Below are 23,585 nucleotides of genomic sequence, written 5' to 3' on the forward strand. Positions count from 1 at the left end.
AACATCAATCGAGGTGAGATTGAACTACCTTTTCGGCGCAAAGGGCGCCGGCCGCCGGCCGGCCGCCTGACGCTCGAGCATCCAGCCCGGATATTCGGCCGGCAGCGCGCTGACCTCGTCGAGACGAGCAAGATCGTCGGTGTCGAGCTTCAACTCGGTGGCGGCGAGGTTCCGTTCGAGCTGCTCCATGCGGCTGGCGCCGATGATCACGCTCATCACGAAGGGTTTGGCGAGCACATAGCTCAGCGCGACCGTGGCGACGCTGACGCCATGCTTGCCGGCGATCTCGCGCATGACGGCGACCGCCGCCCAGGCGCGGTCCTCATTTACAGGCGGGAAATTGAAGCTGGCGCGGCGGCCTTCGCCATTGCCGGGCGCGCCGGGTCCGTATTTGCCGGAAAGCAGCCCGCCCGCCATCGGCGACCAGACCATCAGTCCAAGCTTCTCCTCGTTGAGCAGCGGAACGATCTCGCGCTCCAGGTCGCGGCCGGCGATCGAATAGTAGGACTGGACGGTCTCAAAACGGGCGAAGCCCTTGCGTTCGGCGATGCCCAATGCCTTGGCGATGCGCCAGGCCGCCCAGTTCGAAACGCCGACATAGCGGACCTTGCCGCTGGCAACCAGATCGTCGAGCGCCCGCAGCGTCTCATCGATCGGCGTCACCGTGTCGGTGCCGTGAAGCTGATAGAGACCGATATGGTCGAGCTGCAGCCGCTCGAGACTGCCCTCGACCGAACCCATGATGTGGCCGCGCGAGGAACCGCGCTGGTTGGGGCCGTCGCCCATGGCGCCATGGACCTTGGTGGCGATGATCACATCCTGCCGGTTGATGCCGAGATTCCGCAGCGACTGGCCGAGAAGCCGTTCCGATGCGCCGAAGGAATAGACGTCAGCGGTGTCGGAGAAATTGACGCCGGCGGCGAGCGAGCTCTGGACGATCCTGTCGACGCCGTCCTGGTCGAGGCTGGCGATCAGGCCCCATTGGTCGTTTTCGCCGGCGGCGCCGAAGGTCATGGTGCCCAGGCAAAGTTCGGAGACGAACCCGGCCAATATAGGAACGATACGTTCCGTTTCCATTCGTTGGCATAACGGCCTAGTGGTTCTGGACCAAGCTCCGCGACCGACGATCCGGCGGGGTGGGGGAAACAGGTCAGATTGTCCAAGGATTGAGGACCGTCACCCCGGTATCGTCGAAATAGGCGACGTTTCGCGTAACCAGAATGAGGTCGTGGACGAGCGCGGTCGCGGCGATGAGCGTGTCGGCGCTGCCTCGCGTGCGGCCAGCCGAGATGCGACCCCACGACAACGCGACATCTTCAGTAACCGCAAGGATGCGGTCGGCATTGTCCCGCCGAAGCTCTCGCAGCCACAGATCGAGGCGCGTTGCCCGTTCGGGATCGACCTTGCGCAGCTTGACGATCCCGCGTTCGATCTCCCCGAGCGTGATGACACTGAGATTGACCGAATCCGGATCCACTGAAGCTAGCCACGCGGTAGGCTTGGGCAAGCGTCGTTCCACGTCCGAAACGATGTTCGTGTCGAGCAGGTACATCAGAGGTCGATGTCGCGGATCATCGTATCCGAGCGACGGTTGACCTCCTCGGCGAAATCATCATCCCAGACGGGACCGGTCAGAAGATATTCTGCCAGTGACTTCTTTTTTCCCGACAAGCGGTCATAGTCTTCGGCAGAAAGCACCACCGCCGCGCGCTCGCCACGCAGGGTCACCGTCTGCGGTCCCTCGCTGCGCGCGCGCTGAACCACTTTGGAAAAGTTGTTTTTCGCATCCTGAAGATGCCAGTTCATGGATCCTCTCCTAGCTAGCTTGGCTAGGTATGTGCCTGACGCGCCCGACTATCAAGGTTGATCGCTAAACTGCCGCTAAACGAAATGTCCGCTAACGGCTGCCGAAGATCGCCGAGCCGATCCTGACACTTGTCGCGCCGAAGGCGATCGCGGTTTCGTAGTCGCCGGACATACCCATCGAAAGCTCCTCCACACCTGCCTCCGTGCTGAGCTTTTCCAGCAGCGCGAAATGCGGACCGGGATTCTCGTCGGCCGGCGGGATGCACATCAGACCTTCGATGGCGAGGCCATGGACGTCGCGGCAGCGGGTGACGAAGGCGACAGCCTCGCGCGGCTCGATCCCTGCCTTTTGTGGTTCCGAGCCGGTGTTGACCTGAACGTAGAATTTTGGTGACCGGCCTTGTCTGGCGATTTCCTTGGCGAGTTCGGCCGCGATCTTCTCCCGATCGACCGACTCGATGACGTCGAACAGCGCGACCGCTTCCTTCGCCTTGTTCGATTGCAGCGGACCGATCAGATGCAGCTCGATGTCGGGGAAGTCCTCCTTCAGCGCCGGCCATTTGGCTTGTGCTTCCTGGACGCGGTTCTCGCCGAAGACGCGCTGGCCGGCGTCGATGACCGGGCGGATATCGTTGGCGCTGAAGGTCTTCGAGACCGCGACCAGCCTCACCGCGCCGGCTTGCCGTCCTGCCTCGCGCTCGGCGGCGGCGATCCTCGCCTTGACCGTGAAAAACTGTTCGACGGCGCTCGCCATGCCTATATCCTGACTCTGGTTTTTGTCCTGGCCGGAGCGTCGCAGTTGACGGGTCCGGCAATCCATGGTGAACACCGCGACGACATTTCCTGAGCCGCCGGGCATGTCCGGCTGTTCGCGCATGCTTTTTAAGTGAAAAACACCCGATGGCAACCGAACGATACAATCCGCGCGCATCAGAGCCCAAATGGCAGAAGGCCTGGGACGCCAAGAAGCTGTTCGAAGCTGACAACGACGACCCGCGTCCGAAATACTACGTACTCGAAATGTTCCCCTATCCGTCGGGGCGCATCCATATCGGCCATACACGCAACTACACGATGGGCGACGTGGTTGCGCGCTACAAGCGTGCCAAGGGTTTCAACGTGCTGCACCCGATGGGCTGGGACGCCTTCGGCATGCCGGCCGAGAACGCGGCGATGCAGAACAAGGTCCATCCCAAGGACTGGACCTATCAGAACATCGCCGCCATGCGCGAACAGCTCAAGGTCATGGGCCTGTCGCTCGACTGGGCACGCGAATTCGCCACCTGCGATGTCGACTACTACCACCGCCAGCAGATGTTGTTCCTCGATTTCGTCGAGAAGGGGCTGGTGACGCGCAAATCCTCCAAGGTCAACTGGGATCCGGAGGACATGACGGTGCTTGCCAACGAGCAGGTCATCGACGGACGCGGCTGGCGCTCGGGCGCGCTGGTCGAACAGCGCGAGCTGACGCAGTGGTTCTTCAAGATCACCGACTATGCGCAGGATCTGCTGGACTCGCTGGAAGGCCTCGACGAATGGCCGGAAAAAGTGAAGCTGATGCAGGCGAACTGGATCGGCCGTTCGGAAGGCCTGCTGATCCGCTGGCCGCTGGCCACTCCAGTCGATGGCGAAGATGAGCTGGAGGTCTACACGACGCGGCCCGACACCATCTTCGGCGCCTCCTTCATGGCGGTCGCAGCTGATCATCCGCTGGCGAAGAAGGCGGCCGAAAGCAATCCGGCGCTGGCCAAGTTCATCGACGAGGTTCGCCATATGGGCACTTCAGTGGCGGCACTGGAGACAGCCGAGAAGAGGGGTTTCGATACCGGCATCCGCGTCGTCCATCCGTTCGACGCGAACTGGACGCTGCCTGTCTATGTCGCCAATTTCGTGCTGATGGAGTACGGCACCGGCGCCATCTTCGGCTGCCCGTCCGGTGACCAGCGCGACCTCGATTTCGCTAACAGATACGGCCTGCCGGTCATTCCGGTGGTGATGCCGGAAGGCGAGAAACAGGGAAACTTCCAGATCATCGACGAGGCCTATGTCGGCGACGGCGTGATGATCAATTCGCGCTTCCTCGACGGCATGAAGCCTGATCAGGCGTTCGACGAGGTGGCGAAGCTGCTGGAACAAAAGACTATCGGCAATCGGCCGGTGGCTGAGCGCAAGGTCAACTTCCGCCTGCGCGACTGGGGCATTTCGCGCCAGCGCTACTGGGGCTGTCCGATCCCGATGATCCACTGCGAGGATTGCGGCGTGGTGCCGGTGCCGAAAGCGGATCTGCCGGTCAAGCTGCCGGACGACATCGAGTTCGACCGGCCGGGCAATCCGCTCGATCGCCATCCGACATGGCGGCATGTCAAATGTCCGCAATGCGGCAAGGATGCACGCCGCGAAACCGACACGATGGACACGTTCGTCGATTCGTCCTGGTATTTCGCGCGCTTTACCGCGCCCTGGGCGAACGACCCGACCGATCCCAAGGCAGCTACCGAATGGCTGCCGGTCGACCAGTATATAGGCGGCATCGAGCACGCCATTTTGCACCTGCTCTATTCGCGCTTCTTCACCCGCGCCATGCGCGAGACCGGCCATGTCGATCTCGCCGAGCCGTTCAGGGGCCTGTTCACGCAAGGCATGGTGGTGCACGAGACCTATCGGGTCGGCGGTGGCTCGAACAGCCGCTGGCTTGCACCCAGCGAGGTGCGGCTGGAGGACGTCGACGGCAAGCGCCGCGCCGTCGAAATCGCGACCGGCGAAGAGGCGGTAATCGGCCCGCTCGAAAAAATGTCGAAGTCGAAGAAGAACACGGTGAGCCCGGAAGAGATCACTGACGGCTACGGCGCCGACACCGCGCGCTGGTTCATGCTGTCGGACTCACCACCCGAGCGTGATGTCGAATGGACCGACGAGGGTGCTGCCGGCGCGCATCGCTTCATTCAGCGCATCTGGCGGCTGGTGTCGACGGCTGCCGAATCGCTCGCCGGCAGCCAACCGGCAGCGGCGAAGGAGGGCGAGGCAGGGACTGTGTCCAAGGCCGCGCACAAGATCCTGAAATCAGTCGGCGAGGATATCGAAAAGCTCGCCTTCAACCGCGCCATCGCCCGCATCTACGAACTCGCCAATGCGCTTACCACGCCACTCAACGAGGCGGCTGAAGGCAAGGCCGATCCGGCGCTCAAGGCTGCGTGCCGGCAAGCCGTCGACATCCTCGTGCATCTGATTGCGCCGGTGATGCCGCATCTGGCCGAGGAATGCTGGCTGACGCTCGGCGGCACCGATCTGGTCGCCGAACGGCCCTGGCCAGTCTATGATCCGTCGCTTGTCGTCGACAGCGAGATCGTGCTGCCGGTCCAAGTCAACGGCAAGAAGCGCGGCGATTTGACAATTGCCCGCGACGCGGACCAAGGTGCCGTCGAAAAAGCGGTTCTGGCTCTCGACTTCGTGCAGAAAGCGCTCGAAGGTAAGGCACCGCGCAAGGTGATCATCGTCCCACAGAGGATCGTCAATGTCGTTGCCTGATCCGAGGAAGACAGAAGTGACGCATTTGCTGCGCCGTATCGCGCTGTATGGCCTGGTCGCTTCGGCTGCGCTGGTTTCGGCCTGCACGGTGCGCCCGCTCTATTCGAGCGCGCCGCTGTCGGGCGGCTCGCAAGTCGGGGCTGCCGCCGAACTCGGGTCCATTGCGGTCAAGCCGGTCAACACCCGCTACGCCCAGCAGGTCCGCAACAATCTGATCTTCGCGCTCGGCCAGGGTGCGGGCGAGCCGGCTACGCCCGCCTATTCGCTCGATCTCGGCGTTACCGAACTTGTTGAATCCGCTGCAACCGTGCAGGTCTCGACCGATGACGACGAGCCAACCGCGGGCACGGTGACACTGACCGCGAACTATGTGCTGACCGACGCCAAGACAGGCGCGACAATCGCGACCGGCAGGCGCTCGATAGCGTCGTCCTTCGACAGGCCTCGTCAGGAGTTTGCCTCCTACCGGGCGCAAATCGACGCCGAAAACCGCGCGGCGCGCGAACTGGCGGACCTGCTGCGCCTGTCGATCGCCCAGAATCTGGTCAAGCACGGCAAGACGGTGGCGGGTTAAATTTTTCGGCCCTGGATCGAGCCGTTCCGGTTATCCTGGCGCAGAAAAAGGCCGATTGCTCGGCCTTTTTTGCGGGAAGGCGACGTCTTGATTTCAGCCGATCTTCTGGCCGGTCTTGGCCCAGTCGGCGAGGAACTGCTCCAGGCCCTTGTCGGTCAGCGGGTGCTTGACCAGCGCCTTCAGCGTCGCCGGCGGGGCGGTGATAACGTCGGCGCCGATCAGTGCGGCCTGCTTGACATGGTTCACCGTGCGCACCGAAGCGGTCAGGATCTCGGTCTGGAAATCATAGTTGTCGTAGATGGTGCGGATGTCCGAGATCAGTTCCATGCCGTCCCAGCCGCTGTCGTCGATGCGGCCGACGAAGGGCGAGATGAAGGAGGCGCCGGCCTTGGCCGCGAGCAGCGCCTGCGTGGCCGAGAAGCACAGCGTGACATTGACCATGCGGCCGTCCGACCGGATGTCCTTGCAGGCCCTCAGGCCGTCGAGCGTCAGCGGCACCTTGATGCAGACATTGTCGGCGATCCTGGCCAGGGTCTTGGCCTCCGCCATCATGTCCTTGTATTCGGTGGCGACGACCTCGGCCGAGACCGGGCCCTTGACGATCTCGCAGATCTCTCGTGTGACGTCGGCGATCTTACCGCCGGATTTGAGGATCAGCGAGGGATTGGTGGTGACGCCGTCGAGCAGCCCCAAATCGTTCAGCTCACGGATTTCCTTGACATCGGCGGTGTCGACAAAAAATTTCATGGCGGGGTCTCCTGAAGATTTCGCATCGGCCCGAAAATCGTAACCGATTTTCGGGAAGCACGATGCGTGGGTTAAAGTTCTAAAGCGTACTTTGTGCGTCCGGATGGACGCACGTCGCTCTAGGCCGGCAAGGCACATTCGGCGTTGGACTTTGCTCTAGACGAAAGTCGGGGCAAGGTCACGCCTCATGATCGAAGATTCGCCCTTTGTCGCAGCCGCGCCAGTGCTGGTGCCGATGCCCGCCGATCGGCCCTACACCTATGCCGTGCCCGCCGGCATGCGCGTGGTGCCGGGCTCGATCGTGCGCGTTCCGCTCGGTCCGCGCCAGGTTGCCGGCATCGTCTGGGACGGCGTTGTCGAAAAGGTCGACGAAAAAAAACTGCGCCCGATCGAGCAGGTCTTCGACTGCCCGCCGTTTGACCGCGCTATGCGCCGCTTCGTCGACTGGATCGCGCAATACACGCTGTCGCCGCCTGGCATGGTGGCGCGCATGCTGCTGCGGGCGCCGGAGGCCTTCGACCCGGAACCCTGGATCGAAGGGCTGCAACGCACCTTCGCCAAACCCGACCGGATGACGGGTGCGAGGATGCGCGTGCTGGAAACAGCCGAAGGCGGGCTCGCCTGGACGCGGTCCGGGTTGGCGCATGCGGCCGGCGTGTCGTCGACGGTCATCGACGGGTTGAAAGCGCAAGGCGTGTTCGAGACGGTCATGATCCCGCCGCGACCGGTGGTCGCAGCACCCGATCCGAATTACGCCCAGCCTTCGCTGATGCCGGACCAGAGCGATGCGGCCGGGATGCTGCGCACCAATGTCGCGGCCGGCGCATTCGGCGTCACGCTGCTCGACGGGGTGACCGGATCGGGCAAGACGGAGGTCTATTTCGAGGCGGTGGCGGCGGCGCTCGACCGTTGCAAACAGGTGCTGATCCTGCTGCCGGAGATTGCGCTGACCCACGCCTTCCTCGAGCGCTTCCAGGAACGGTTCGGCGCCAAGCCGGCGGAATGGCACTCGGACCTGCCGCCAAGGATGCGCGAGCGTGTCTGGCGGCAGGTGGCGGAAGGTGGCGTGCGCGTGGTTGCCGGCGCGCGTTCGGCGCTGTTCCTGCCGTTCAGGGAGCTCGGGCTGATCGTCATCGACGAGGAGCATGACCCCGCCTACAAGCAGGAAGACCGCGTCTTCTACAATGCCCGCGATATGGCGGTGGTGCGTGGCCATATCGGCGGCTTTCCGGTGGTGCTCGCCTCGGCGACGCCGTCGGTCGAAAGCCGGGTCAACGCGAGCCAAGGCCGCTACAACAGGGCGGTGCTTTCGGCGCGCTTTGCCGAGGCGGCGCTTCCCGACCTGAAGACGATCGACATGCGCCGCGCCCCGCCGGCACGCGGCGGCTTCCTGTCGCCGGTGCTGCTTGCCCATATGCGGCAGACGCTGGAGAAGGAGGAACAATCGCTGCTGTTCCTCAACCGGCGCGGCTATGCGCCGCTGACACTGTGCCGGGTCTGCGGCCATCGCTTTGGCTGCCCGGTCTGCTCGGCCTGGCTGGTCGAGCACCGCTTTCGTGGCCAGTTGATCTGCCACCATTGCGGACACAATGAGCGGCGGCCCGAGGCCTGCCCGGAATGCGGCACGCTCGATCATCTGGTCGCCTGCGGGCCGGGCGTCGAGCGCATCGCTGAAGAGGTCGTCGCGCATTTCCCAGACGCCCGAACCATCGTCCTGTCGTCCGACCTGATGGGCGGCGTGCGGCGGCTGAGGTTAGAGCTTGAAGCCATCGCCAATGGCGAGGCCGACATCGTCATCGGCACTCAGCTCGTCGCCAAGGGCCACAATTTCCCAAACATGACGCTGGTCGGCGTGGTCGATGCCGATCTCGGCCTGGCTAATGGCGATCCGCGCGCCGCCGAGCGCACTTTCCAACTGCTCAGCCAGGTGACCGGCCGCGCCGGCCGCACCGGCAAGAAGAGCCTTGGCCTGCTGCAGACCTTCCAGCCCGACCACCCGGTAATGCGGGCGATCGTCTCCGGCGACGCCGAGGCTTTCTATGAGCGCGAAATCGCCGAACGCGAACGGGCGGCCCTGCCGCCTTTCGGCCGGCTTGCCGGCGTCATCGTCAGTGCTGCGACACGAGCGGAAGCGGAGGGACATGCGCGGGGTTTGCGGCGCGCCGCACCTCAGGCCAGCGACCTGTTCGTGCTCGGTCCGGCCGAGGCGCCGCTGTCGCTGATCGGCGGCCGCCATCGCTTTCGCCTGCTGATCCAGGGCGAGCGGCGCGCCGACATGCAAGGGTTCATTCGCGCCATGCTGGCCGAGGGACCGAAGATACGGGGCTCGGTGCGTGTGCAGGTCGACATCGACCCGCAGAGCTTTTTGTGAGGCCGACCATGCAATTTGGACCGGAGCTGTGAAGAGATGAAAACCCTTGGCCTGATCGGCGGCATGAGCTGGGAATCAACGGCGATCTACTATCGGCTGCTGAATGAGATCGTGCGCGAGCGGCTGGGTGGGCTGCATTCGGCGAAACTGCTGCTGTGGTCGTTCGACTTCGCCGATATCGCCGAACGGCAGCACGTCGGCGACTGGCAGGGGGCGGGCGTTCTGCTGGTCGAGGCGGTGCGTAAGCTCGAAGCAGCCGGTGCGGAGGGGCTGCTGATCTGCACCAACACCATGCACAAGCTAGCCGATCAGGTGGAGGTAGCGGTGTCGATACCGCTCATCCACATTGCCGATGCCACGGCTACCGCGGTTGCCCAGGCCGGCGTCAGCCGTCCGGCTCTCTTGGCAACGCGGTTCACCATGGACCGGGATTTCTACAAGGGCCGGCTCGCCGACAGGTACGGCCTTCATCCCGTGGTGCCAGATGAAGCCGGGCGGGACATGGTTCATCGCGTGATCTACGACGAACTCTGTCAGGGTATTGTCACCGCGGAATCGAAGGCGGCCTACATTGATGAAATCGCCCGTATGCGGCGCGACGAAAACATCGACAGCGTCATCATGGGGTGCACCGAGATCACCATGCTGATCGGCCAGCAGGATTTCGACATTCCTGTGTTCGACACGACGCGCATCCATGCCGAGGCGGCGGTCGAATTCGTGCTGGGCTGATGCGCTTTCCTAAAGTGCCGGCGCCATCTGGCGCATGTCTCTTCCTTCGCTAGAATGCCCGAAATTTCGAACAGCCATTTACGAGGGGACAGTATGGAATTTGCGTTTCCATGGCCTATGAGCCAGGGCGAGTGGCTCGCATGGTCGAGCGCCGTCGTGACCTTGCTGTTCGGGCTGCTGCTGTTCCTGGCGCCGGGGCTGGGCTTCCGGATTCTGCGGCTGCAGGTCAAGCCTGAGAAGGCGGCGGCGATCGCCGAAGGGCGCGGCAGGATGTCGGGCTTCTATCTCGGCGTCAGCCTGTGCTGCATTCTGCTTGCGCAACCGCTGCTCTACATGGCGCTTGGCTTTTCCTGGCTGCTCACCGCCTTCGGCCGCCTGCTGTCGATGATGTCGGACGGCGCCAACACACCTTTCAACTGGGCGTCCATCGTGGTGGAACTGGTGCTGGCGGCGCTGCCGCTTGCCTTCGCCTTCGGCTTTGTGCCTTGAATCAAAGGCGAATTCGGAACCGGCGGTCGAACCGCACCGCCGGATGCGACAATAGTGCCTGAAAACCATGCGGGACGACGCATTGCGGTCTTAAAATGCCTGTGCTAGACGGCAATCGACTTTCGGCCGGGGATAGCGGAAGCCGCGTCTCCGTGCTTGGAAAAATGCAGTAAGGTCAAAGATTTAGCCAGAGTTTTCGCTCGAGCCAATAATCTGCGGCCTGTCAGACAAGAGAAAAGACGGTCCGTGGCCCAATCGTCATCACCAATCTCAGGTGTCGCAGAGCGCTATGCGGGTTCGCTGTTCGAGCTCGCGCTCCAGGCGAATTCGGTCGCAAAGGTCGAGGCCGACCTCAACAGTTTCGCGGCGATGCTCGAAGGCAGCGCGGATCTTACCCGTCTGATCAATAGCCCGGTCTTCTCCAGCGAGGACCAGGCCAAGGCCATTGCGGCGATCGCCGACAAGGCAGGGATCGCCGGCCTCACCGGCAATTTCCTGCGCGTCGTCGCCCAGAACCGCCGGCTGTTCGCCATTCCTGGCATGATCAAGGCATTCCGCCAGATCGCCGCCGAGCATCGTGGCGAGACCGGCGCTGAAGTTACCTCGGCGCATGCGCTGACCGACGCCCAGCAAACCGAGCTGAAGGCGGCGCTGAAAAGCGTTGCCGGCAAGGATGTCGCGATCACCGTGACCGTCGATCCGTCGCTGCTCGGCGGGCTGGTGGTCAAGATAGGCTCGCGCCAGATCGATACGTCGCTCAAAACCAAACTCAATTCGCTCAAGCTTGCACTGAAAGAGGTCGGCTGATGGACATCCGCGCCGCGGAAATTTCCGCAATTCTGAAAGACCAGATCAAGAATTTCGGCAAGGAGGCCGAGGTCTCCGAAGTCGGCCAGGTTCTGTCCGTCGGTGACGGCATCGCCCGCGTCTATGGCCTCGACAACGTCCAGGCCGGCGAGATGGTTGAGTTCCCCGGCGGCATCCGCGGCATGGCGCTCAACCTCGAAGCCGACAATGTCGGCGTCGTCATCTTCGGCGCCGACCGCGACATCAAGGAAGGCGACATCGTCAAGCGCACCGGCGCCATCGTCGACACGCCTGTCGGCATGGGCCTGCTCGGCCGCGTCGTCGACGCGCTCGGCAACCCGATCGACGGCAAGGGCCCGATCCAGGCGACCGAGCGCAAGCGCGTCGACGTCAAGGCGCCCGGCATCATTCCGCGCAAATCGGTGAACGAGCCGATGTCGACCGGCCTCAAGGCCATCGACGCGCTGATCCCGGTCGGCCGCGGACAGCGCGAGCTGGTCATCGGTGACCGCCAGACCGGCAAGACCGCGATCATCCTCGACACGATGCTCAACCAGAAATCGGTGCACGAGCACGGGCCGGAGAAGGAAAAGCTCTACTGCGTCTACGTCGCCGTCGGCCAGAAGCGCTCGACCGTCGCGCAGTTCGCGAAAGTTCTCGAAGAGCGTGGCGCGCTCGACTATTCGATCATCATCGCCGCCACCGCTTCCGATCCGGCGCCGATGCAGTTCCTGGCGCCGTTCACCGCCTGCACCATGGGCGAATATTTCCGCGACAACGGCATGCATGCGCTGATCAGCTACGACGATCTGTCGAAGCAGGCGGTCGCCTATCGCCAGATGTCGCTGCTGCTGCGCCGCCCGCCCGGCCGCGAAGCCTATCCGGGCGACGTCTTCTACCTGCATTCGCGCCTTCTGGAGCGTGCCGCCAAGCTCAATGACGACAATGGCGGCGGTTCGCTGACGGCGCTGCCGATCATCGAGACCCAGGCCAACGACGTGTCGGCCTACATCCCGACCAACGTCATCTCGATCACCGACGGCCAGATCTTCCTGGAAACCAATCTGTTCTTCCAGGGCGTCCGCCCGGCGGTCAACGTCGGCCTGTCGGTGTCGCGCGTCGGCTCCTCGGCGCAGATCAAGGCGATGAAACAGGTCGCCGGCTCGATCAAGGGCGAGCTCGCGCAGTATCGCGAAATGGCGGCCTTCGCCCAGTTCGGCTCTGACCTCGACGCCGCCACGCAGCGCCTGCTCAACCGCGGTGCGCGCCTGACCGAACTCCTGAAGCAGCCGCAATTTTCGCCGCTCAGGGTCGAAGAACAGGTCGCGGTGATCTTCGCCGGCGTCAACGGCTATCTCGACAAGCTGGCAATCGACCAGGTCAGTAAATTCGAGCATGGCTTGCTCAGCCACATGCGCTCGGCCGGCAAGGAGGTGCTCGACGGCATCCGCAAGGAGAAGGCGCTGTCGGACGATCTGCGCGCCAAGCTGAAGGCGGAGATCGACACCTTCGCCAAGACCTTTGCTTGAACGAGGCCGGACGGACGGGATCAGGTTTGAAGCATGCCTTCACTAAAAGACCTTCGTAACCGTATCGCCTCGGTCAAGGCGACGCAGAAGATCACCAAGGCGATGCAGATGGTCGCCGCGGCGAAGCTGCGCCGCGCGCAGGAGGCGGCGGAAGCCGCGCGCCCCTATTCGGAGCGCATGGGCGCGGTGCTGGCCAACATCACCCAGGCGATCGGCGGCGGCGGCGAGGCCCCGGCGCTGATGACCGGCACCGGCAAGGACGACGTGCATCTGCTCGTCGTCTGCACCGCCGAGCGTGGTCTATGCGGCGGCTTCAATTCGCAGATCGCACGCCTTGCCCGCGACCACATCCGCAAGCTTCTGGCCGACGGCAAGCAGGTCAAGATCATCTGCGTCGGCAAGAAGGGGTTCGACATCCTGCGTCGCGACTACGCGGCGCTGATCCTCGAGCGTGTCGATTTGCGTGAAGTGAAGACGCTCGGCTTCGTCAATGCCGATGCCATTGCCAAGAAAGTCATCCAACTTTTCAACGAGGGTGGCTTCGACATCTGCACGCTGTTCTATTCGCAGTTCAAGTCGGTGATCAGCCAGGTCCCGACGACCCAGCAGATCATCCCGGCAGGCGTGCCTTCCGCTGCCGCCGAGGCGACGGACGCCGGCAATGCCGTCTATGAATACGAGCCGGAACCGGGCGAAATCCTCTCCGACCTCATCCCGCGCAACATCTCCGTGCAGGTCTTTCGTGCGCTGCTCGAAAACGCGGCCGGCGAGATGGGCGCCAAGATGAGCGCCATGGACAATGCGACGCGCAACGCCGGCGATATGATCAACAAATTGTCGATCACCTACAACCGCCAGCGGCAGGCGCAGATCACCAAAGAATTGATCGAAATCATTTCGGGCGCCGAGGCGCTCTAGGCGCGCTCGATGAAGGTCAGCGACCTTCAGGCGGATCGCGTGAGAAACAAGAGACGAAAAGGGTAAAGACGATGGCGAAAGCAGCGACCCCCCAGAAGGCGGCCCCGAAGACCGCCGCGAAGGCGGCAGCACCGGCAAAGGCTCCGGCAGCGGCAGCGAAAGCCGCTCCGGTCAAGAAGGCGGCTGCGCCCGCCAAGGCAGCCGCGGCGAAGGCGCCGACCGTTGCCATCAAGAAGACTGGCTTGGCCGGCAAGGTTCGCCAGGTCATCGGTGCCGTTGTCGACGTGCAGTTCGGCGAACATCTGCCGGCGATCTTGAACGCGCTGGAAACGTCCAATGTCGGCAATCGCCTCGTGCTCGAGGTGGCCCAGCACCTTGGCGAGAACACCGTGCGCTGCATCGCCATGGACTCGACCGAAGGTCTGGTTCGCGGCCAGGACGTCTATGACACCGGCGCACCGATCACCGTGCCGGTCGGTCCTGGCATGCTCGGCCGTATCATCAACGTCATCGGCGAGCCGGTCGACGAGGCGGGCCCGGTCGACGGCATCGAGATGCGCTCTATCCACCAGCCGGCTCCGACCTATGTCGAGCAGTCGACGGAAGCGCAGATCCTGGTCACCGGCATCAAGGTTCTCGACCTGCTGGCACCTTATGCCCGCGGCGGCAAGATCGGCCTGTTCGGCGGCGCCGGCGTCGGCAAGACGGTGCTGATCCAGGAACTGATCAACAACGTCGCCAAGGCGCATGGCGGCTTCTCGGTGTTCGCCGGCGTCGGTGAGCGCACCCGCGAAGGCAACGATCTGTATCATGAGTTCATCGAGTCCGGCGTCAACAAGAAGGGCGGCGGCGAAGGATCCAAGGCAGCGCTTGTCTATGGCCAGATGAACGAGCCGCCGGGTGCGCGCGCCCGCGTCGGCCTGACCGGCCTGACGGTCGCGGAATATTTCCGCGACCAGGGCCAGGACGTGCTGTTCTTCGTCGACAACATCTTCCGCTTCACGCAGGCGGGTTCCGAAGTGTCGGCGCTGCTCGGCCGTATTCCTTCGGCCGTGGGCTACCAGCCGACGCTGGCCACCGACATGGGCGCGCTGCAGGAGCGCATCACGACGACGACCAAGGGCTCGATCACCTCGGTGCAGGCGATCTACGTGCCGGCCGACGATCTGACCGACCCGGCGCCGGCGACCTCGTTCGCCCACCTCGACGCGACGACCGTGCTCAACCGCGCGATCTCGGAAAAGGGCATCTATCCGGCCGTCGACCCGCTCGATTCGACCTCGCGCATGCTCGACCCGATGGTTGTCGGCGAAGAGCACTACCAGGTGGCGCGCCAGGTGCAGTCGATCCTGCAGCGCTACAAGTCGCTGCAGGACATCATCGCCATCCTGGGCATGGACGAGCTGTCGGAAGAGGACAAGCAGACGGTCGCCCGCGCCCGCAAGATCGAGCGCTTCCTGTCGCAGCCCTTCTTCGTCGCCGAAGTGTTCACCGGCGCGCCGGGCAAGCTGGTCGATCTCGCCGACACCATCAAGGGCTTCAAGGGCCTCTGCAACGGCGACTATGACCACCTGCCGGAAGCCGCCTTCTACATGGTCGGTGGCATCGAAGAAGCGGTCGAGAAGGCACAGCGCCTGGCGGCCGAAGCGGCGTGATTGGTGAATGGTCAATAGTGAATTGTGAATGGGAGCAGCGGACAGGAAATCGGGGCTGAGTGAAGGTCTTTCGGACCATTCACCATTCACCATTCACCATTCGCTGAGTTGATCATGCCTGAAGCTTTCAAATTCGAACTGGTCTCGCCGGAGCGATTGCTTGTCTCCGAGCAGGTCGAATCCGTTGTCATTCCTGGCGCCGAAGGTGAGATGACAGTGATGGCACATCACGCGCCAGTCATGACCACGATCAAGCCGGGCGTCGTCACGGTGAAGACCGCGGCAGGCAAGGAAGAACGTTACGTGGTGTTCGGCGGCTTCGCCGACATCGTTCCGGCCGGCTGCACGCTGCTGGCAGAATCGGCGGTAGCCGTCGGGGACATCGACCGCGCCGACCTCGCCCGCCGCATCCAGGAAGCCAGGGAAGACGTCGCCGACGCCAAGGACGACGAGACGCGCAGCAAGGCCGAGCAGTTCCTTAGCCAGCTCACCACACTCGAAGGCGCCATCCTGCCGGCTTGAAGAAGATCAGTCCGGGCAATTGCAAAGCGAGGCTTGCCTCGCTTTTTTATTTGATGGACAGTCCTGCCTCGTCTGCCTTGGGGGCGGTAGCCTGTGACTAAAGAAACAAAATCGAGATCCAGATGGTCGGCGGCCCTGGTGTCGGCCTTTGGCGGTCCGTTCGGCGGATTTCTTTGGATCGGAAGCGGCAAGCTGGCTGTCACAAGCTTGGTCGCGATCAGTACCGCAAGCATCGCCCTTTGCTACATCGGATTCCCGGTTTTGCCTGGCATCGATCTTTCCGGATTGGCCAATCTTTCAAGTATCGGCATAGCGATCTTGTCGGTGGTGCTCGTTGTTCCCTTTGCGCATCGATTCAAACCGGACAAATGGTACGCACATGGATTTTCGGTTCTGGTGCTGGCCTTTCTGGCCTCGTCTCTGGCTGCGTTAGCGATCCGGTCGTTCCTGTTTCAGCCATTCTCAATACCAGCCAGCAGCATGGTGCCAACGCTTGAGGTCGGCGACTATCTGTTTGCGTCCAAATTTGCTTACGGCTACAGCCGCTACAGCGTCCCTTTTGGCTTGCTGCCGATCGAAGGGCGGACGTTCGACACAGCGCCGGCGCTCGGCGATATCGCAGTTTTCAGGCGGCCGTCTGATCCCAGTACCGACTACATCAAGCGCATTGTCGGCCTTCCTGGCGACAAGATCCAGATAATCGACGGCGTCCTTCACATCAATGATCAGGCAGTGAAGCTTGAAGAGACCGGCTCTTACTCCTCCGAGGAGATCCGGTCGGCCAAAATGCAGCGCGAAACACTGCAGAACGGCGTCTCCTACTCGGTCCTCGACGTGATCGACGGATCGATGGGCGACAACACGCGGCCTGTTGTCGTCCCGGCCGGCCGCTACTTCATGCTTGGGGACAATCGTGACAGTTCCGCCGATAGCCGTTTTGATATGGGCACTATTCCGTATGAAAATTTGGTCGGCAAGGGCGTTCGCCTGTTCTGGAACTCCAGAGGTATCGACTACTCGTCACGGCACACGTTGGACGGTCTGACAGGCAAATAGCTTCAAGTCGTCAGCGCTTCCACCGCACGCACGACTGGGCGCGGTTCTGCCTCATGTTTTCTCACTCTGTATGCCCAGCGCTGTGAAAGCAGCAGCCACACCGCCCTGCCGCAGGCGTTCGAGATGCGCGGCCGCGAGGTCGATCAGCGTCAGGCGCTCAGCACCGCCCTTGGCGAAGCCGGCCAGGTCGAACACCGCCGCCACCGTTTCGCCAGCCGACAGATGCCGAGTGTCGAGTGCAGCTAAGGCCAAGTCGAGCGGGTCGGTGAAATGGCTTTCCGGCAAGGATTTGCCGCGCGCCTCGCAAGCCGCGATCCAGGCGGCTACCACCAGCATCAGATAGGCGGGCGGGGCGCCGGCACTTAGCCGCTCCATGGCGGAGGCAACGATTCGCTGCGGCAGTTTCTGGCTGCCGTCATTAGCGATCTGCGCCGTCCGATGGGCAAGCGCGGTGTTCGAATAACGCTTAGCGAGCTGGACTGTGTAGTCGGCCGTGTCGAGCCCGGCGTCCTTCGGCAGCGTCGTGATGGCCTCGGCCCACAATCCGTCGACGAATTGCCGGATTGCCGGATCGGCGAAGGCGCGGTCGACCGTCTCATGGCCGCTGAGCAGGCCGAGATAGGCGATGGCCGAATGCGAGCCGTTGAGCAGGCGCAGCTTCATGTCCTCGAACGGCCCCACATCACCGACCATGGTGACCCCGAACCTTTCCCAGGCCGGCCTGCCCGCGGGGAAATCGTCTTCGACCACCCATTGGCAGAACGGCTCGGTCATGACAGGCCAGGCGTCCTCGACGCCGAGTTGGCCTGATATCCGTGCCCGGTCGGCATCGGTGGTCGCCGGCACGATGCGATCCACCATGCTCGATGGAAACGCCACCTCGTCGGCGATATGGCGGGCGAGATCGGTGCCGCGCAAAGCGGCGAATTCGACCAGCAGCCGGTGCAGCGTGGCGCCGTTGGCGGGGAGATTGTCGCAGCACAGCAGGGTGAATGGCTGGATACCGGCGGCACGGCGGCGCGCAAGCGATTCGGCCAGAAAACCATGCGCCGTTCGCGGCGTGTGCGGGTTTGCCAAATCGTGGACGATGTCGGCATGCGCCGTGTCCAATCCGCCACCCGCCACCCTGAGATAGGCTTTTTCGGTGATCGTCAGCGTGACGATGGAGGTGCGCGGGTCAGTCAGCGCGGCCAGCACCGCGCCCGGATCTTCCGGGGCCACCAGCATCGACAGGATCGAGCCGACGACGCGCAGGCTTTCGCTGTCGCTGCTCCTGACCGCCAGCGTGTAGAGCCCGTCCTGCGGCCCCAGCGCGTCGCGTGTGTCGGCGCTGCGCAGTGAGACGCCGACAATGCCCCAATCTGTCTCTCCTGCCGCCAGGCAGTCGTCGACATAGGCTGCCTGATGGGCGCGGTGGAATGCGCCGACGCCGAGATGGACGATGCCGGGTACGACGCGGTTGCGGTCGTATCCGGGGACCGCGACCGAGGCCGGCAATGCCTGCCGCGTGCTGTTGGAGAGGCGTCTGTCTGTCATCGTGCGATGGGTCTGATCGAGCTCGTGCCGGGCGTGGCCGGCATGCGGCGTAACATCCGTTTCGTTCCCGCACAATGGGCTGACGTTGCGTTAAAGTCATCATACAACAATCTATTTTTTGTATGTTGACATTATTTCCTTCCGATCCTACCGATGGCCGGGTTGGGAGGAACGACGTGGCCGCATTGACCGATCCGGATTTGCTGTTTCCCTCGGAGGCGCATCCGCGTTCGCTTGCCCGCGATCTCTACGCAGCTGTCAAGGATCTGCCGATCGTCAGTCCGCACGGCCACACCGATCCGCGCTGGTATGCGCTCAACGAGGCATTTCCCGATCCGGCGCAATTGCTTGTTGTGCCAGACCATTACATCTTCCGTATGCTGTTCAGCCAGGGCGTCCGGCTCGAGGACCTTGGTGTGCCGACGCTCGACGGCTCACCGGTAGAGACCGACGGCAGGACGATCTGGCGGCGCTTCGCCGAGCACTATTATCTGTTCCGCGGCACACCGACGCGGCTGTGGTTTGATCATGTGCTTGCCCATCTGTTCGGCATCGAAGAGCCGCTGACGACCGCAACCGCCGACCGCCATTACGACACGATTTCGACCTTGCTGCAGTGGGAGAATTTTCGCCCGCGAGCGCTGTTCGAGCGCTTCAACATTGAGGTCATCGCGACGACCGAAGGCGCGCTCGACGATCTCAGATGGCACCAGATGATCCGCGACAGCGGCTGGGAGGGCCGCGTCGTCACCGCCTATCGGCCGGACGCCGTCATCGATCCCGATTTCGAAGGCTTTTCTGCCAATCTCGATCGGCTCGGCGACATCACCGGCTGCGACACCGGCACCTGGGCCGGCTATCTCGATGCGCATCACCAAAGAAGGGCCTTCTTCAAAAGTTTCGGCGCGACCGCGTCGGATCACGGCCATCCGACGGCGGAGACCGCCAATCTGTCGGATGCCGCCGCGCAGGAGCTGTTCAACCGCATCCGCCGAGGCTCGGACGACGAGCGTGAGCGAAAACTGTTTCGCGCCCAGATGCTGACCGAAATGGCTAAGATGAGCCGCGACGACGGGCTGGTCCTGCAGATCCATCCCGGCTCCTGGCGCAATCATTCGCCTGCCGTCTTCCAGAAATTCGGCAGAGACAAGGGTTTCGATATCCCGACCAGAACCGACTATGTGACGGCGCTGAAGCCGCTGCTCGATTGCGTCGGCCTGGAGCGCGACCTTACAATCATCCTCTTCACGCTCGACGAGACCAGCTATGCGCGCGAACTGGCGCCCCTCGCCGGCGTCTACCCGGCGCTGAAGCTCGGGCCGGCCTGGTGGTTCCACGACAGCCCGGAGGGCATGCGCCGGTTCCGCGAGATGACCACAGAGACAGCCGGCTTCTACAACACCGTCGGCTTCAATGACGACACCCGCGCCTTTCCATCCATCCCGGCTCGCCACGATGTGGCGCGTCGGGTCGATTGTGCCTTTCTTGCGCGTCTCGTCGCCGAGCACCGGCTCCGCGAGGACGAGGCGCACGAGCTGGCGCAGGAACTTGCCTATACGCTCGCAAAAAAGGCGTACCGGATCTAACGGCGCTTGCCGCCATCGTTCAACGGGAGGAAACCAATGCTGCATTTTTCTAGACTGGCGGGAGCTACGCTACTTGCCGCCGCACTGATGGCCGGAACGGCAAGCGCCCAGACGGTTCTGCGCTCGTCCGACACGCACCCGGACGGCTATCCGACGGTCGAGGCTGTCAAATATTTTGGCGAGCTTGTGAAGGAGCGCACGGCCGGCCGCTATTCGGTCGATGTCTATCATTCCGCGCAACTCGGCGAGGAAAAGGACACGATCGAGCAGGTGCGCTCCGGCGTGATCGACCTCAACCGCGTCTCGATGGCGCCGTTCAACGGGCTCATCCCCGAAACCACCGTGCCCTCGCTGCCCTACATCTTCCGCTCGGAAGACCATATGCACAAGGTCATGGACGGACCGGTCGGCGATCAGATCGCGGCGGCGTTCGAACAGGTCGGGCTGGTGCTGCTCGCCTTTTATGACGGCGGCGCGCGCTCCTTCTACAATTCGACGAAGCCGATCAACTCTGTAGCCGACATGGCCGGCATGAAGTTCCGCGTCATCCAGTCCGACATCTTCGTTGACATGGTGGCGGCACTCGGCGCCAACGCGACGCCGATGCCGTATGGCGAGGTGTATTCGGCGATCGAGACCGGGGTTATCGACGGTGCGGAGAACAATTTTCCGAGCTACGACACCGCCAAGCATGCGGAAGTCGCCAAGTTCTATTCGCTCGACGAGCACACGATGGTCCCGGAAGCCTTCGTCATGGCGAAGTCGAGCTGGGACAAGCTGACGCCGGAAGACCAGGCGATCTTAAAGGCGGCCGCCAAGGAAAGCGTCGCCAAGCAGCGTGAGCTGTGGGCCGCCAAGGTCAAGGAATCGCGTGCCAAGGTCGAAGCGGCCGGTTCGCAGATCACGACGCCGGACAAGCAGCCCTTCATTGACGCAATGGGCCCGGTCTACGAAAAGCACGTCAAGGACGACAAGCTGAAGGCGATGGTCGAGGCCATCAAGGCCGTGCAGTGATCAAGCGGCGGCGCGGGCATTCCGCGCCGCCATCCTCTTGTGGAGAGAACCGGTGACCTCCAGCTCAGAACAGAGACCGCGCCTGTCTGGCATCGCGCGGGTGATGTCGCGTGTCAGCACGGCGGCGCTGTGGATTGCCGGCGTCGGGCTGGTGCTGATGACCGCTTTCGTCGCCTGGCAGGTGTTCGGCCGCTACGTTCTGAACCGCTCGCCGAGCTGGACCGAGCAGGCCTCGGTGATGCTGATGAGCTGGTTCATTTTTCTCGGCGCTGCCGTCGGGGTGCGCGAGAACTATCACCTCGGCTTCGACGTCCTGCTCTACGTGCTGCCGAAAGGCGGCAAGCGTTGGCTGAGGATGATCTCGGACCTCGTCGCGCTCGCCTTCGGCATCGGCATGATCTGGTACGGCAGCCAGCTGGTCGCATTGACCTGGGGCGCCACTTTGCCGTCGCTCGGCATATCGGGGGGCTGGGACTACGTCCCGCTTGTCGCGGGAGGCGCGCTCATTGTGCTCTTCACGCTGGAGCGCATCGTGCTTCGCCTTTCCGGTGCGCCGATCGACGACGCGCTCGATGAACTGCCGCCGGCGGAAGTCGCAGCCGAACTCGACACAGCCAACGTGAAGGTCTGATCGCCATGGAACTCTGGATACTCTTTGGCGTCTTCACCGTTCTGATGCTTATCGGCACGCCGATCGCTTTCTGCCTCGGCGTTGCAAGCTTTGCCACCGTCCTCTACATGGGCCTGCCGCCGCTCATCGTGTTCCAGCGCCTGAATTCCGGCATGAGCGTCTTTTCGCTGCTGGCCATTCCGTTTTTCATCTACGCCGGCGACTTGATGGTGCGCGGCGGTATCGCCAGTAAGATCGTTGCCTTCGCCGGCTCGCTCGTCGGCCACATGCGTGGCGGCCTCGGGCAGGTCAACATCGCAACCGCTACACTGTTCGGCGGCATTTCCGGCTCCGCGGTGGCAGAGGCAGCGGCGGTCGGCGGCTTGATGATCCCGCAGATGAAGGCGCGTGGATATGGAGCGGATTACGCCGTCAACGTCACCTCGATGGCGGCGCTGATCGCGCTGCTCCTGCCGCCGTCGCACAACATGATCATCTACTCGATCTCGGCAGGCGGAAAGATCTCCATCGCCGACCTGTTCACCGCCGGCATCCTCCCGGGCCTGCTCCTGGCTCTGGCTCTCATGATCACCGCCTACTTCGTGGCGCGCTCTCGCGGTTATCCGACCGAGCCGTTTCCGGGCTTCGCCGCCGTCGCGCATCTCTTCGCTGTCGCGGTGCCCGGCCTGCTGCTGATCGCGATCATCTTCGGCGGCGTACGATCGGGCGTTTTCACGGCCACCGAGAGTTCCTGCATCGCCGTCATCTATGCGTTGCTCGTGACTGTCCTGGTTTACCGGCAGATGACTTGGGAAGGTTTCGTTCATGCCACCCATGGTGCCGTGCGCACCACGGCCATGGTGCTGCTCATCATCGGCATGGCAGCGGCGTTCTCGTGGTTGATGGCCTTCCTGAAGGTGCCGGCAGCGCTGATAGCCTCGATGAACGCGATCTCGGAAGATCCGCTGGTCGTGCTTCTCCTGCTCAACCTCTTGATGCTGTTCCTCGGCACGTTCATGGACATGGGGCCGACGATCATCATTTGCACGCCGATCTTCCTGCCCGTGGCGCAGGCCTACGGCGTCGATCCGGTGCATTTCGGCGTCATCATGATCCTCAACTTCGGCATCGGGCTGAACACGCCGCCGGTTGGCGCGGTGCAGTTCGTGGCGTGCGCAGTGGGCAAGATATCCGTCTGGGAAGCGATGCGCTCGATCTGGCCGTTCTATGGGGCCGGCCTCCTGGTGCTGGGGCTCGTCACCTACATTCCGGCCATCTCGCTGTGGCTGCCGAGCGTCTTCAAATAGGGGTTAGCAATGGCATCGGATACGGCGATCAGCCTGAAGATCGAACGCAAGCCCAAGCTGTCGGAGACCGTGGTCGCGGCGATCCGTAAGCAGTTGCAGGCGGGCGAGATCCAGCCGGGCCAAAAGCTGCCGACCGAGGGCCAGCTGACCGAAACCTTCGGGGTCAGCCGCACCGTCATCCGCGAAGCGCTGGCCAAGCTTGCCGCCGACGGTCTGGTCGAGCCGCGCCAGGGCGCCGGGGTCTTCGTCACCGAGCATATCTCGACGATGTTCGGCGCGCTTGCCGCCGACATGGGCAGCAAGGATTCGATCGCACTCAACGTACTTGAGGTGCGGCTGGCGATCGAGATCGAATCCGCCGGGCTCGCTGCTATCCGTCGCAACGCCGCGCAGGAAGCAGCGATCCAGGAGGCGTTCTTCGAGTTCGAGCGGCTGCTCCTCAACAGCGAGCCGACAGGTCCGGCCGACCTTGCATTCCACCGCGCGATCGCCAGCGCCACCAACAATCCGTTTTATGTCGAGATGCTCGACGTGCTCGGCCGGCGCGCCATTCCTTGCGACGTGACATCGCCGTGGTCCACCGAGCTCGCCCAATCCGACGTCTACCAGCGTGGGCTGCAAGGCGAGCATCTGGTGATCCTGAACGCCATTATGACAGGCGATGCCGAGTCCGCGCGCGAAGCCATGCGCGCGCATCTCACCGCCAGCCAGCAGCGCTATCGCGAGCGCCTGCACGCACGTCAGATTTTTTATGCCGACTCGGTCAAGGCCGCGGCAACCGAATGACCAACGAGGCAGCCC

The 23,585-nt window shown here is 63.2% G+C and carries 22 protein-coding genes; 16 read left to right on the top strand and 6 right to left on the bottom strand.

Translation table 11 applies throughout. The annotated features are described in order from the left end of the window. Positions 1 to 24: 24 nt before the first annotated feature. The 4 genes from AC0NIE_RS06315 to AC0NIE_RS06330 form a co-directional block, all read right to left on the bottom strand. Positions 25 to 1,077 carry an aldo/keto reductase gene (locus AC0NIE_RS06315; protein WP_473486242.1) on the bottom strand — a complete coding sequence of 351 codons (1,053 nt, stop codon included), beginning with the start codon at positions 1,075 to 1,077 and terminating at the stop codon, positions 25 to 27. Between the two features lie 73 nt (positions 1,078 to 1,150). Beyond that, complete coding sequence (locus tag AC0NIE_RS06320) at positions 1,151 to 1,552, bottom strand: PIN domain-containing protein (RefSeq protein WP_473486243.1); 402 nt, start codon at positions 1,550 to 1,552, stop codon at positions 1,151 to 1,153. Continuing rightward, positions 1,552 to 1,806 (bottom strand): type II toxin-antitoxin system Phd/YefM family antitoxin, encoded by a 255-nt coding sequence (locus AC0NIE_RS06325; RefSeq protein WP_123151235.1) that lies wholly within the window; start codon positions 1,804 to 1,806, stop codon positions 1,552 to 1,554. Before AC0NIE_RS06325 ends, AC0NIE_RS06320 begins: the two co-directional genes overlap by 1 nt. 91 nt (positions 1,807 to 1,897) lie before the next feature. Then, positions 1,898 to 2,560 carry a YggS family pyridoxal phosphate-dependent enzyme gene (locus tag AC0NIE_RS06330; RefSeq protein ID WP_473486244.1) on the bottom strand — a complete coding sequence of 221 codons (663 nt, stop codon included), beginning with the start codon at positions 2,558 to 2,560 and terminating at the stop codon, positions 1,898 to 1,900. Positions 2,561 to 2,706: 146 nt separating this feature from the next. Here AC0NIE_RS06330 and leuS point away from each other — a divergent pair, with 146 nt between their 5' ends. Continuing rightward, positions 2,707 to 5,331, top strand: coding sequence for a leucine--tRNA ligase (gene leuS / locus AC0NIE_RS06335; protein WP_473486245.1), 2,625 nt, complete (start codon positions 2,707 to 2,709; stop codon positions 5,329 to 5,331). Beyond that, positions 5,318 to 5,905 (top strand): LPS assembly lipoprotein LptE, encoded by a 588-nt coding sequence (gene lptE, locus AC0NIE_RS06340; protein WP_473486246.1) that lies wholly within the window; start codon positions 5,318 to 5,320, stop codon positions 5,903 to 5,905. Before leuS ends, lptE begins: the two co-directional genes overlap by 14 nt. Positions 5,906 to 5,998: 93 nt before the next feature. Here the strand turns inward: lptE and fsa are convergent, their stop codons facing one another. Then, positions 5,999 to 6,652: a fructose-6-phosphate aldolase gene (gene fsa, locus AC0NIE_RS06345; RefSeq protein WP_473486247.1), complete on the bottom strand. Its 654-nt coding sequence runs from the start codon at positions 6,650 to 6,652 to the stop codon at positions 5,999 to 6,001. A gap of 187 nt (positions 6,653 to 6,839) precedes the next feature. Between fsa and AC0NIE_RS06350 the strand changes: the two genes are divergently transcribed. The 9 genes from AC0NIE_RS06350 to lepB all read left to right on the top strand — a co-directional run bounded on the left by AC0NIE_RS06350 (position 6,840) and on the right by lepB (position 16,731). Continuing rightward, a complete protein-coding gene (locus AC0NIE_RS06350) occupies positions 6,840 to 9,023 on the top strand; it encodes a primosomal protein N' (protein ID WP_473486248.1) in 2,184 nt (727 codons plus the stop codon). Between the two features lie 36 nt (positions 9,024 to 9,059). Then, positions 9,060 to 9,755 carry an aspartate/glutamate racemase family protein gene (locus AC0NIE_RS06355; RefSeq protein ID WP_473486249.1) on the top strand — a complete coding sequence of 232 codons (696 nt, stop codon included), beginning with the start codon at positions 9,060 to 9,062 and terminating at the stop codon, positions 9,753 to 9,755. Between the two features lie 93 nt (positions 9,756 to 9,848). Continuing rightward, on the top strand, positions 9,849 to 10,244 hold the full coding sequence (locus AC0NIE_RS06360; RefSeq protein ID WP_473486250.1) for an AGROH133_08824 family phage infection protein: 396 nt from the start codon (positions 9,849 to 9,851) through the stop codon (positions 10,242 to 10,244). A gap of 246 nt (positions 10,245 to 10,490) precedes the next feature. Then, positions 10,491 to 11,051 (top strand): F0F1 ATP synthase subunit delta, encoded by a 561-nt coding sequence (locus tag AC0NIE_RS06365; protein ID WP_473486251.1) that lies wholly within the window; start codon positions 10,491 to 10,493, stop codon positions 11,049 to 11,051. Further along, positions 11,051 to 12,580 carry a F0F1 ATP synthase subunit alpha gene (gene atpA / locus AC0NIE_RS06370; RefSeq protein WP_292548611.1) on the top strand — a complete coding sequence of 510 codons (1,530 nt, stop codon included), beginning with the start codon at positions 11,051 to 11,053 and terminating at the stop codon, positions 12,578 to 12,580. Before AC0NIE_RS06365 ends, atpA begins: the two co-directional genes overlap by 1 nt. A 33-nt stretch (positions 12,581 to 12,613) precedes the next feature. Further along, a complete protein-coding gene (locus tag AC0NIE_RS06375; protein ID WP_473486252.1) occupies positions 12,614 to 13,498 on the top strand; it encodes a F0F1 ATP synthase subunit gamma in 885 nt (294 codons plus the stop codon). A gap of 71 nt (positions 13,499 to 13,569) precedes the next feature. Next, positions 13,570 to 15,153, top strand: a complete 1,584-nt coding sequence (gene atpD / locus AC0NIE_RS06380; RefSeq protein ID WP_473486253.1) for a F0F1 ATP synthase subunit beta — start codon at positions 13,570 to 13,572, stop codon at positions 15,151 to 15,153. 114 nt (positions 15,154 to 15,267) lie between these two features. Then, complete coding sequence (locus tag AC0NIE_RS06385; protein ID WP_473486254.1) at positions 15,268 to 15,675, top strand: F0F1 ATP synthase subunit epsilon; 408 nt, start codon at positions 15,268 to 15,270, stop codon at positions 15,673 to 15,675. 138 nt (positions 15,676 to 15,813) lie between these two features. Continuing rightward, positions 15,814 to 16,731 carry a signal peptidase I gene (lepB, locus tag AC0NIE_RS06390; RefSeq protein WP_473486255.1) on the top strand — a complete coding sequence of 306 codons (918 nt, stop codon included), beginning with the start codon at positions 15,814 to 15,816 and terminating at the stop codon, positions 16,729 to 16,731. A 51-nt stretch (positions 16,732 to 16,782) separates the two neighbouring features. Here the strand turns inward: lepB and AC0NIE_RS06395 are convergent, their stop codons facing one another. Beyond that, positions 16,783 to 18,267, bottom strand: a complete 1,485-nt coding sequence (locus tag AC0NIE_RS06395) for a mannitol dehydrogenase family protein (RefSeq protein WP_473486256.1) — start codon at positions 18,265 to 18,267, stop codon at positions 16,783 to 16,785. Positions 18,268 to 18,443: 176 nt separating this feature from the next. Here AC0NIE_RS06395 and uxaC point away from each other — a divergent pair, with 176 nt between their 5' ends. The 5 genes from uxaC to AC0NIE_RS06420 all read left to right on the top strand — a co-directional run bounded on the left by uxaC (position 18,444) and on the right by AC0NIE_RS06420 (position 23,570). Then, a complete protein-coding gene (gene uxaC / locus AC0NIE_RS06400) occupies positions 18,444 to 19,853 on the top strand; it encodes a glucuronate isomerase (RefSeq protein ID WP_473486257.1) in 1,410 nt (469 codons plus the stop codon). Positions 19,854 to 19,889: 36 nt separating this feature from the next. Further along, entirely contained in the window at positions 19,890 to 20,867 is a 978-nt protein-coding gene (locus AC0NIE_RS06405; RefSeq protein ID WP_473486258.1) for a TRAP transporter substrate-binding protein, read from the top strand. A gap of 103 nt (positions 20,868 to 20,970) precedes the next feature. Beyond that, on the top strand, positions 20,971 to 21,498 hold the full coding sequence (locus tag AC0NIE_RS06410) for a TRAP transporter small permease (RefSeq protein ID WP_473486379.1): 528 nt from the start codon (positions 20,971 to 20,973) through the stop codon (positions 21,496 to 21,498). A 5-nt stretch (positions 21,499 to 21,503) separates the two neighbouring features. Continuing rightward, the gene (locus AC0NIE_RS06415) at positions 21,504 to 22,784 is read left to right on the top strand and encodes a TRAP transporter large permease (RefSeq protein ID WP_473486259.1); all 1,281 of its coding nucleotides are present in this window, start codon (positions 21,504 to 21,506) and stop codon (positions 22,782 to 22,784) included. A gap of 9 nt (positions 22,785 to 22,793) precedes the next feature. After that, positions 22,794 to 23,570, top strand: a complete 777-nt coding sequence (locus AC0NIE_RS06420) for a FadR/GntR family transcriptional regulator (protein ID WP_473486260.1) — start codon at positions 22,794 to 22,796, stop codon at positions 23,568 to 23,570. Positions 23,571 to 23,585 lie beyond the last annotated feature (15 nt).

The sequence above is a fragment of the Mesorhizobium sp. WSM4842 genome (genome assembly GCF_055901575.1).

Bases quoted from the DNA above. Each gene is read 5' to 3' on its own strand.
- AC0NIE_RS06415 (WP_473486259.1), top strand. From the start codon at position 21,504: ATGGAACTCTGGATACTCTTTGGCGTCTTCACCGTTCTGATGCTTATC.
- AC0NIE_RS06325 (WP_123151235.1), bottom strand. From the start codon at position 1,806: ATGAACTGGCATCTTCAGGATGCGAAAAACAACTTTTCCAAAGTGGTT.
- lptE (WP_473486246.1), top strand. From the start codon at position 5,318: ATGTCGTTGCCTGATCCGAGGAAGACAGAAGTGACGCATTTGCTGCGC.
- leuS (WP_473486245.1), top strand. From the start codon at position 2,707: ATGGCAACCGAACGATACAATCCGCGCGCATCAGAGCCCAAATGGCAG.
- AC0NIE_RS06385 (WP_473486254.1), top strand. From the start codon at position 15,268: ATGCCTGAAGCTTTCAAATTCGAACTGGTCTCGCCGGAGCGATTGCTT.
- AC0NIE_RS06315 (WP_473486242.1), bottom strand. From the start codon at position 1,077: ATGGAAACGGAACGTATCGTTCCTATATTGGCCGGGTTCGTCTCCGAA.
- atpD (WP_473486253.1), top strand. From the start codon at position 13,570: ATGGCGAAAGCAGCGACCCCCCAGAAGGCGGCCCCGAAGACCGCCGCG.
- AC0NIE_RS06330 (WP_473486244.1), bottom strand. From the start codon at position 2,560: ATGGCGAGCGCCGTCGAACAGTTTTTCACGGTCAAGGCGAGGATCGCC.
- AC0NIE_RS06350 (WP_473486248.1), top strand. From the start codon at position 6,840: ATGATCGAAGATTCGCCCTTTGTCGCAGCCGCGCCAGTGCTGGTGCCG.
- AC0NIE_RS06395 (WP_473486256.1), bottom strand. From the start codon at position 18,267: ATGACAGACAGACGCCTCTCCAACAGCACGCGGCAGGCATTGCCGGCC.
- AC0NIE_RS06320 (WP_473486243.1), bottom strand. From the start codon at position 1,552: ATGTACCTGCTCGACACGAACATCGTTTCGGACGTGGAACGACGCTTG.
- AC0NIE_RS06420 (WP_473486260.1), top strand. From the start codon at position 22,794: ATGGCATCGGATACGGCGATCAGCCTGAAGATCGAACGCAAGCCCAAG.
- AC0NIE_RS06410 (WP_473486379.1), top strand. From the start codon at position 20,971: ATGTCGCGTGTCAGCACGGCGGCGCTGTGGATTGCCGGCGTCGGGCTG.
- AC0NIE_RS06355 (WP_473486249.1), top strand. From the start codon at position 9,060: ATGAAAACCCTTGGCCTGATCGGCGGCATGAGCTGGGAATCAACGGCG.
- AC0NIE_RS06360 (WP_473486250.1), top strand. From the start codon at position 9,849: ATGGAATTTGCGTTTCCATGGCCTATGAGCCAGGGCGAGTGGCTCGCA.
- AC0NIE_RS06375 (WP_473486252.1), top strand. From the start codon at position 12,614: ATGCCTTCACTAAAAGACCTTCGTAACCGTATCGCCTCGGTCAAGGCG.
- fsa (WP_473486247.1), bottom strand. From the start codon at position 6,652: ATGAAATTTTTTGTCGACACCGCCGATGTCAAGGAAATCCGTGAGCTG.
- atpA (WP_292548611.1), top strand. From the start codon at position 11,051: ATGGACATCCGCGCCGCGGAAATTTCCGCAATTCTGAAAGACCAGATC.
- AC0NIE_RS06405 (WP_473486258.1), top strand. From the start codon at position 19,890: ATGCTGCATTTTTCTAGACTGGCGGGAGCTACGCTACTTGCCGCCGCA.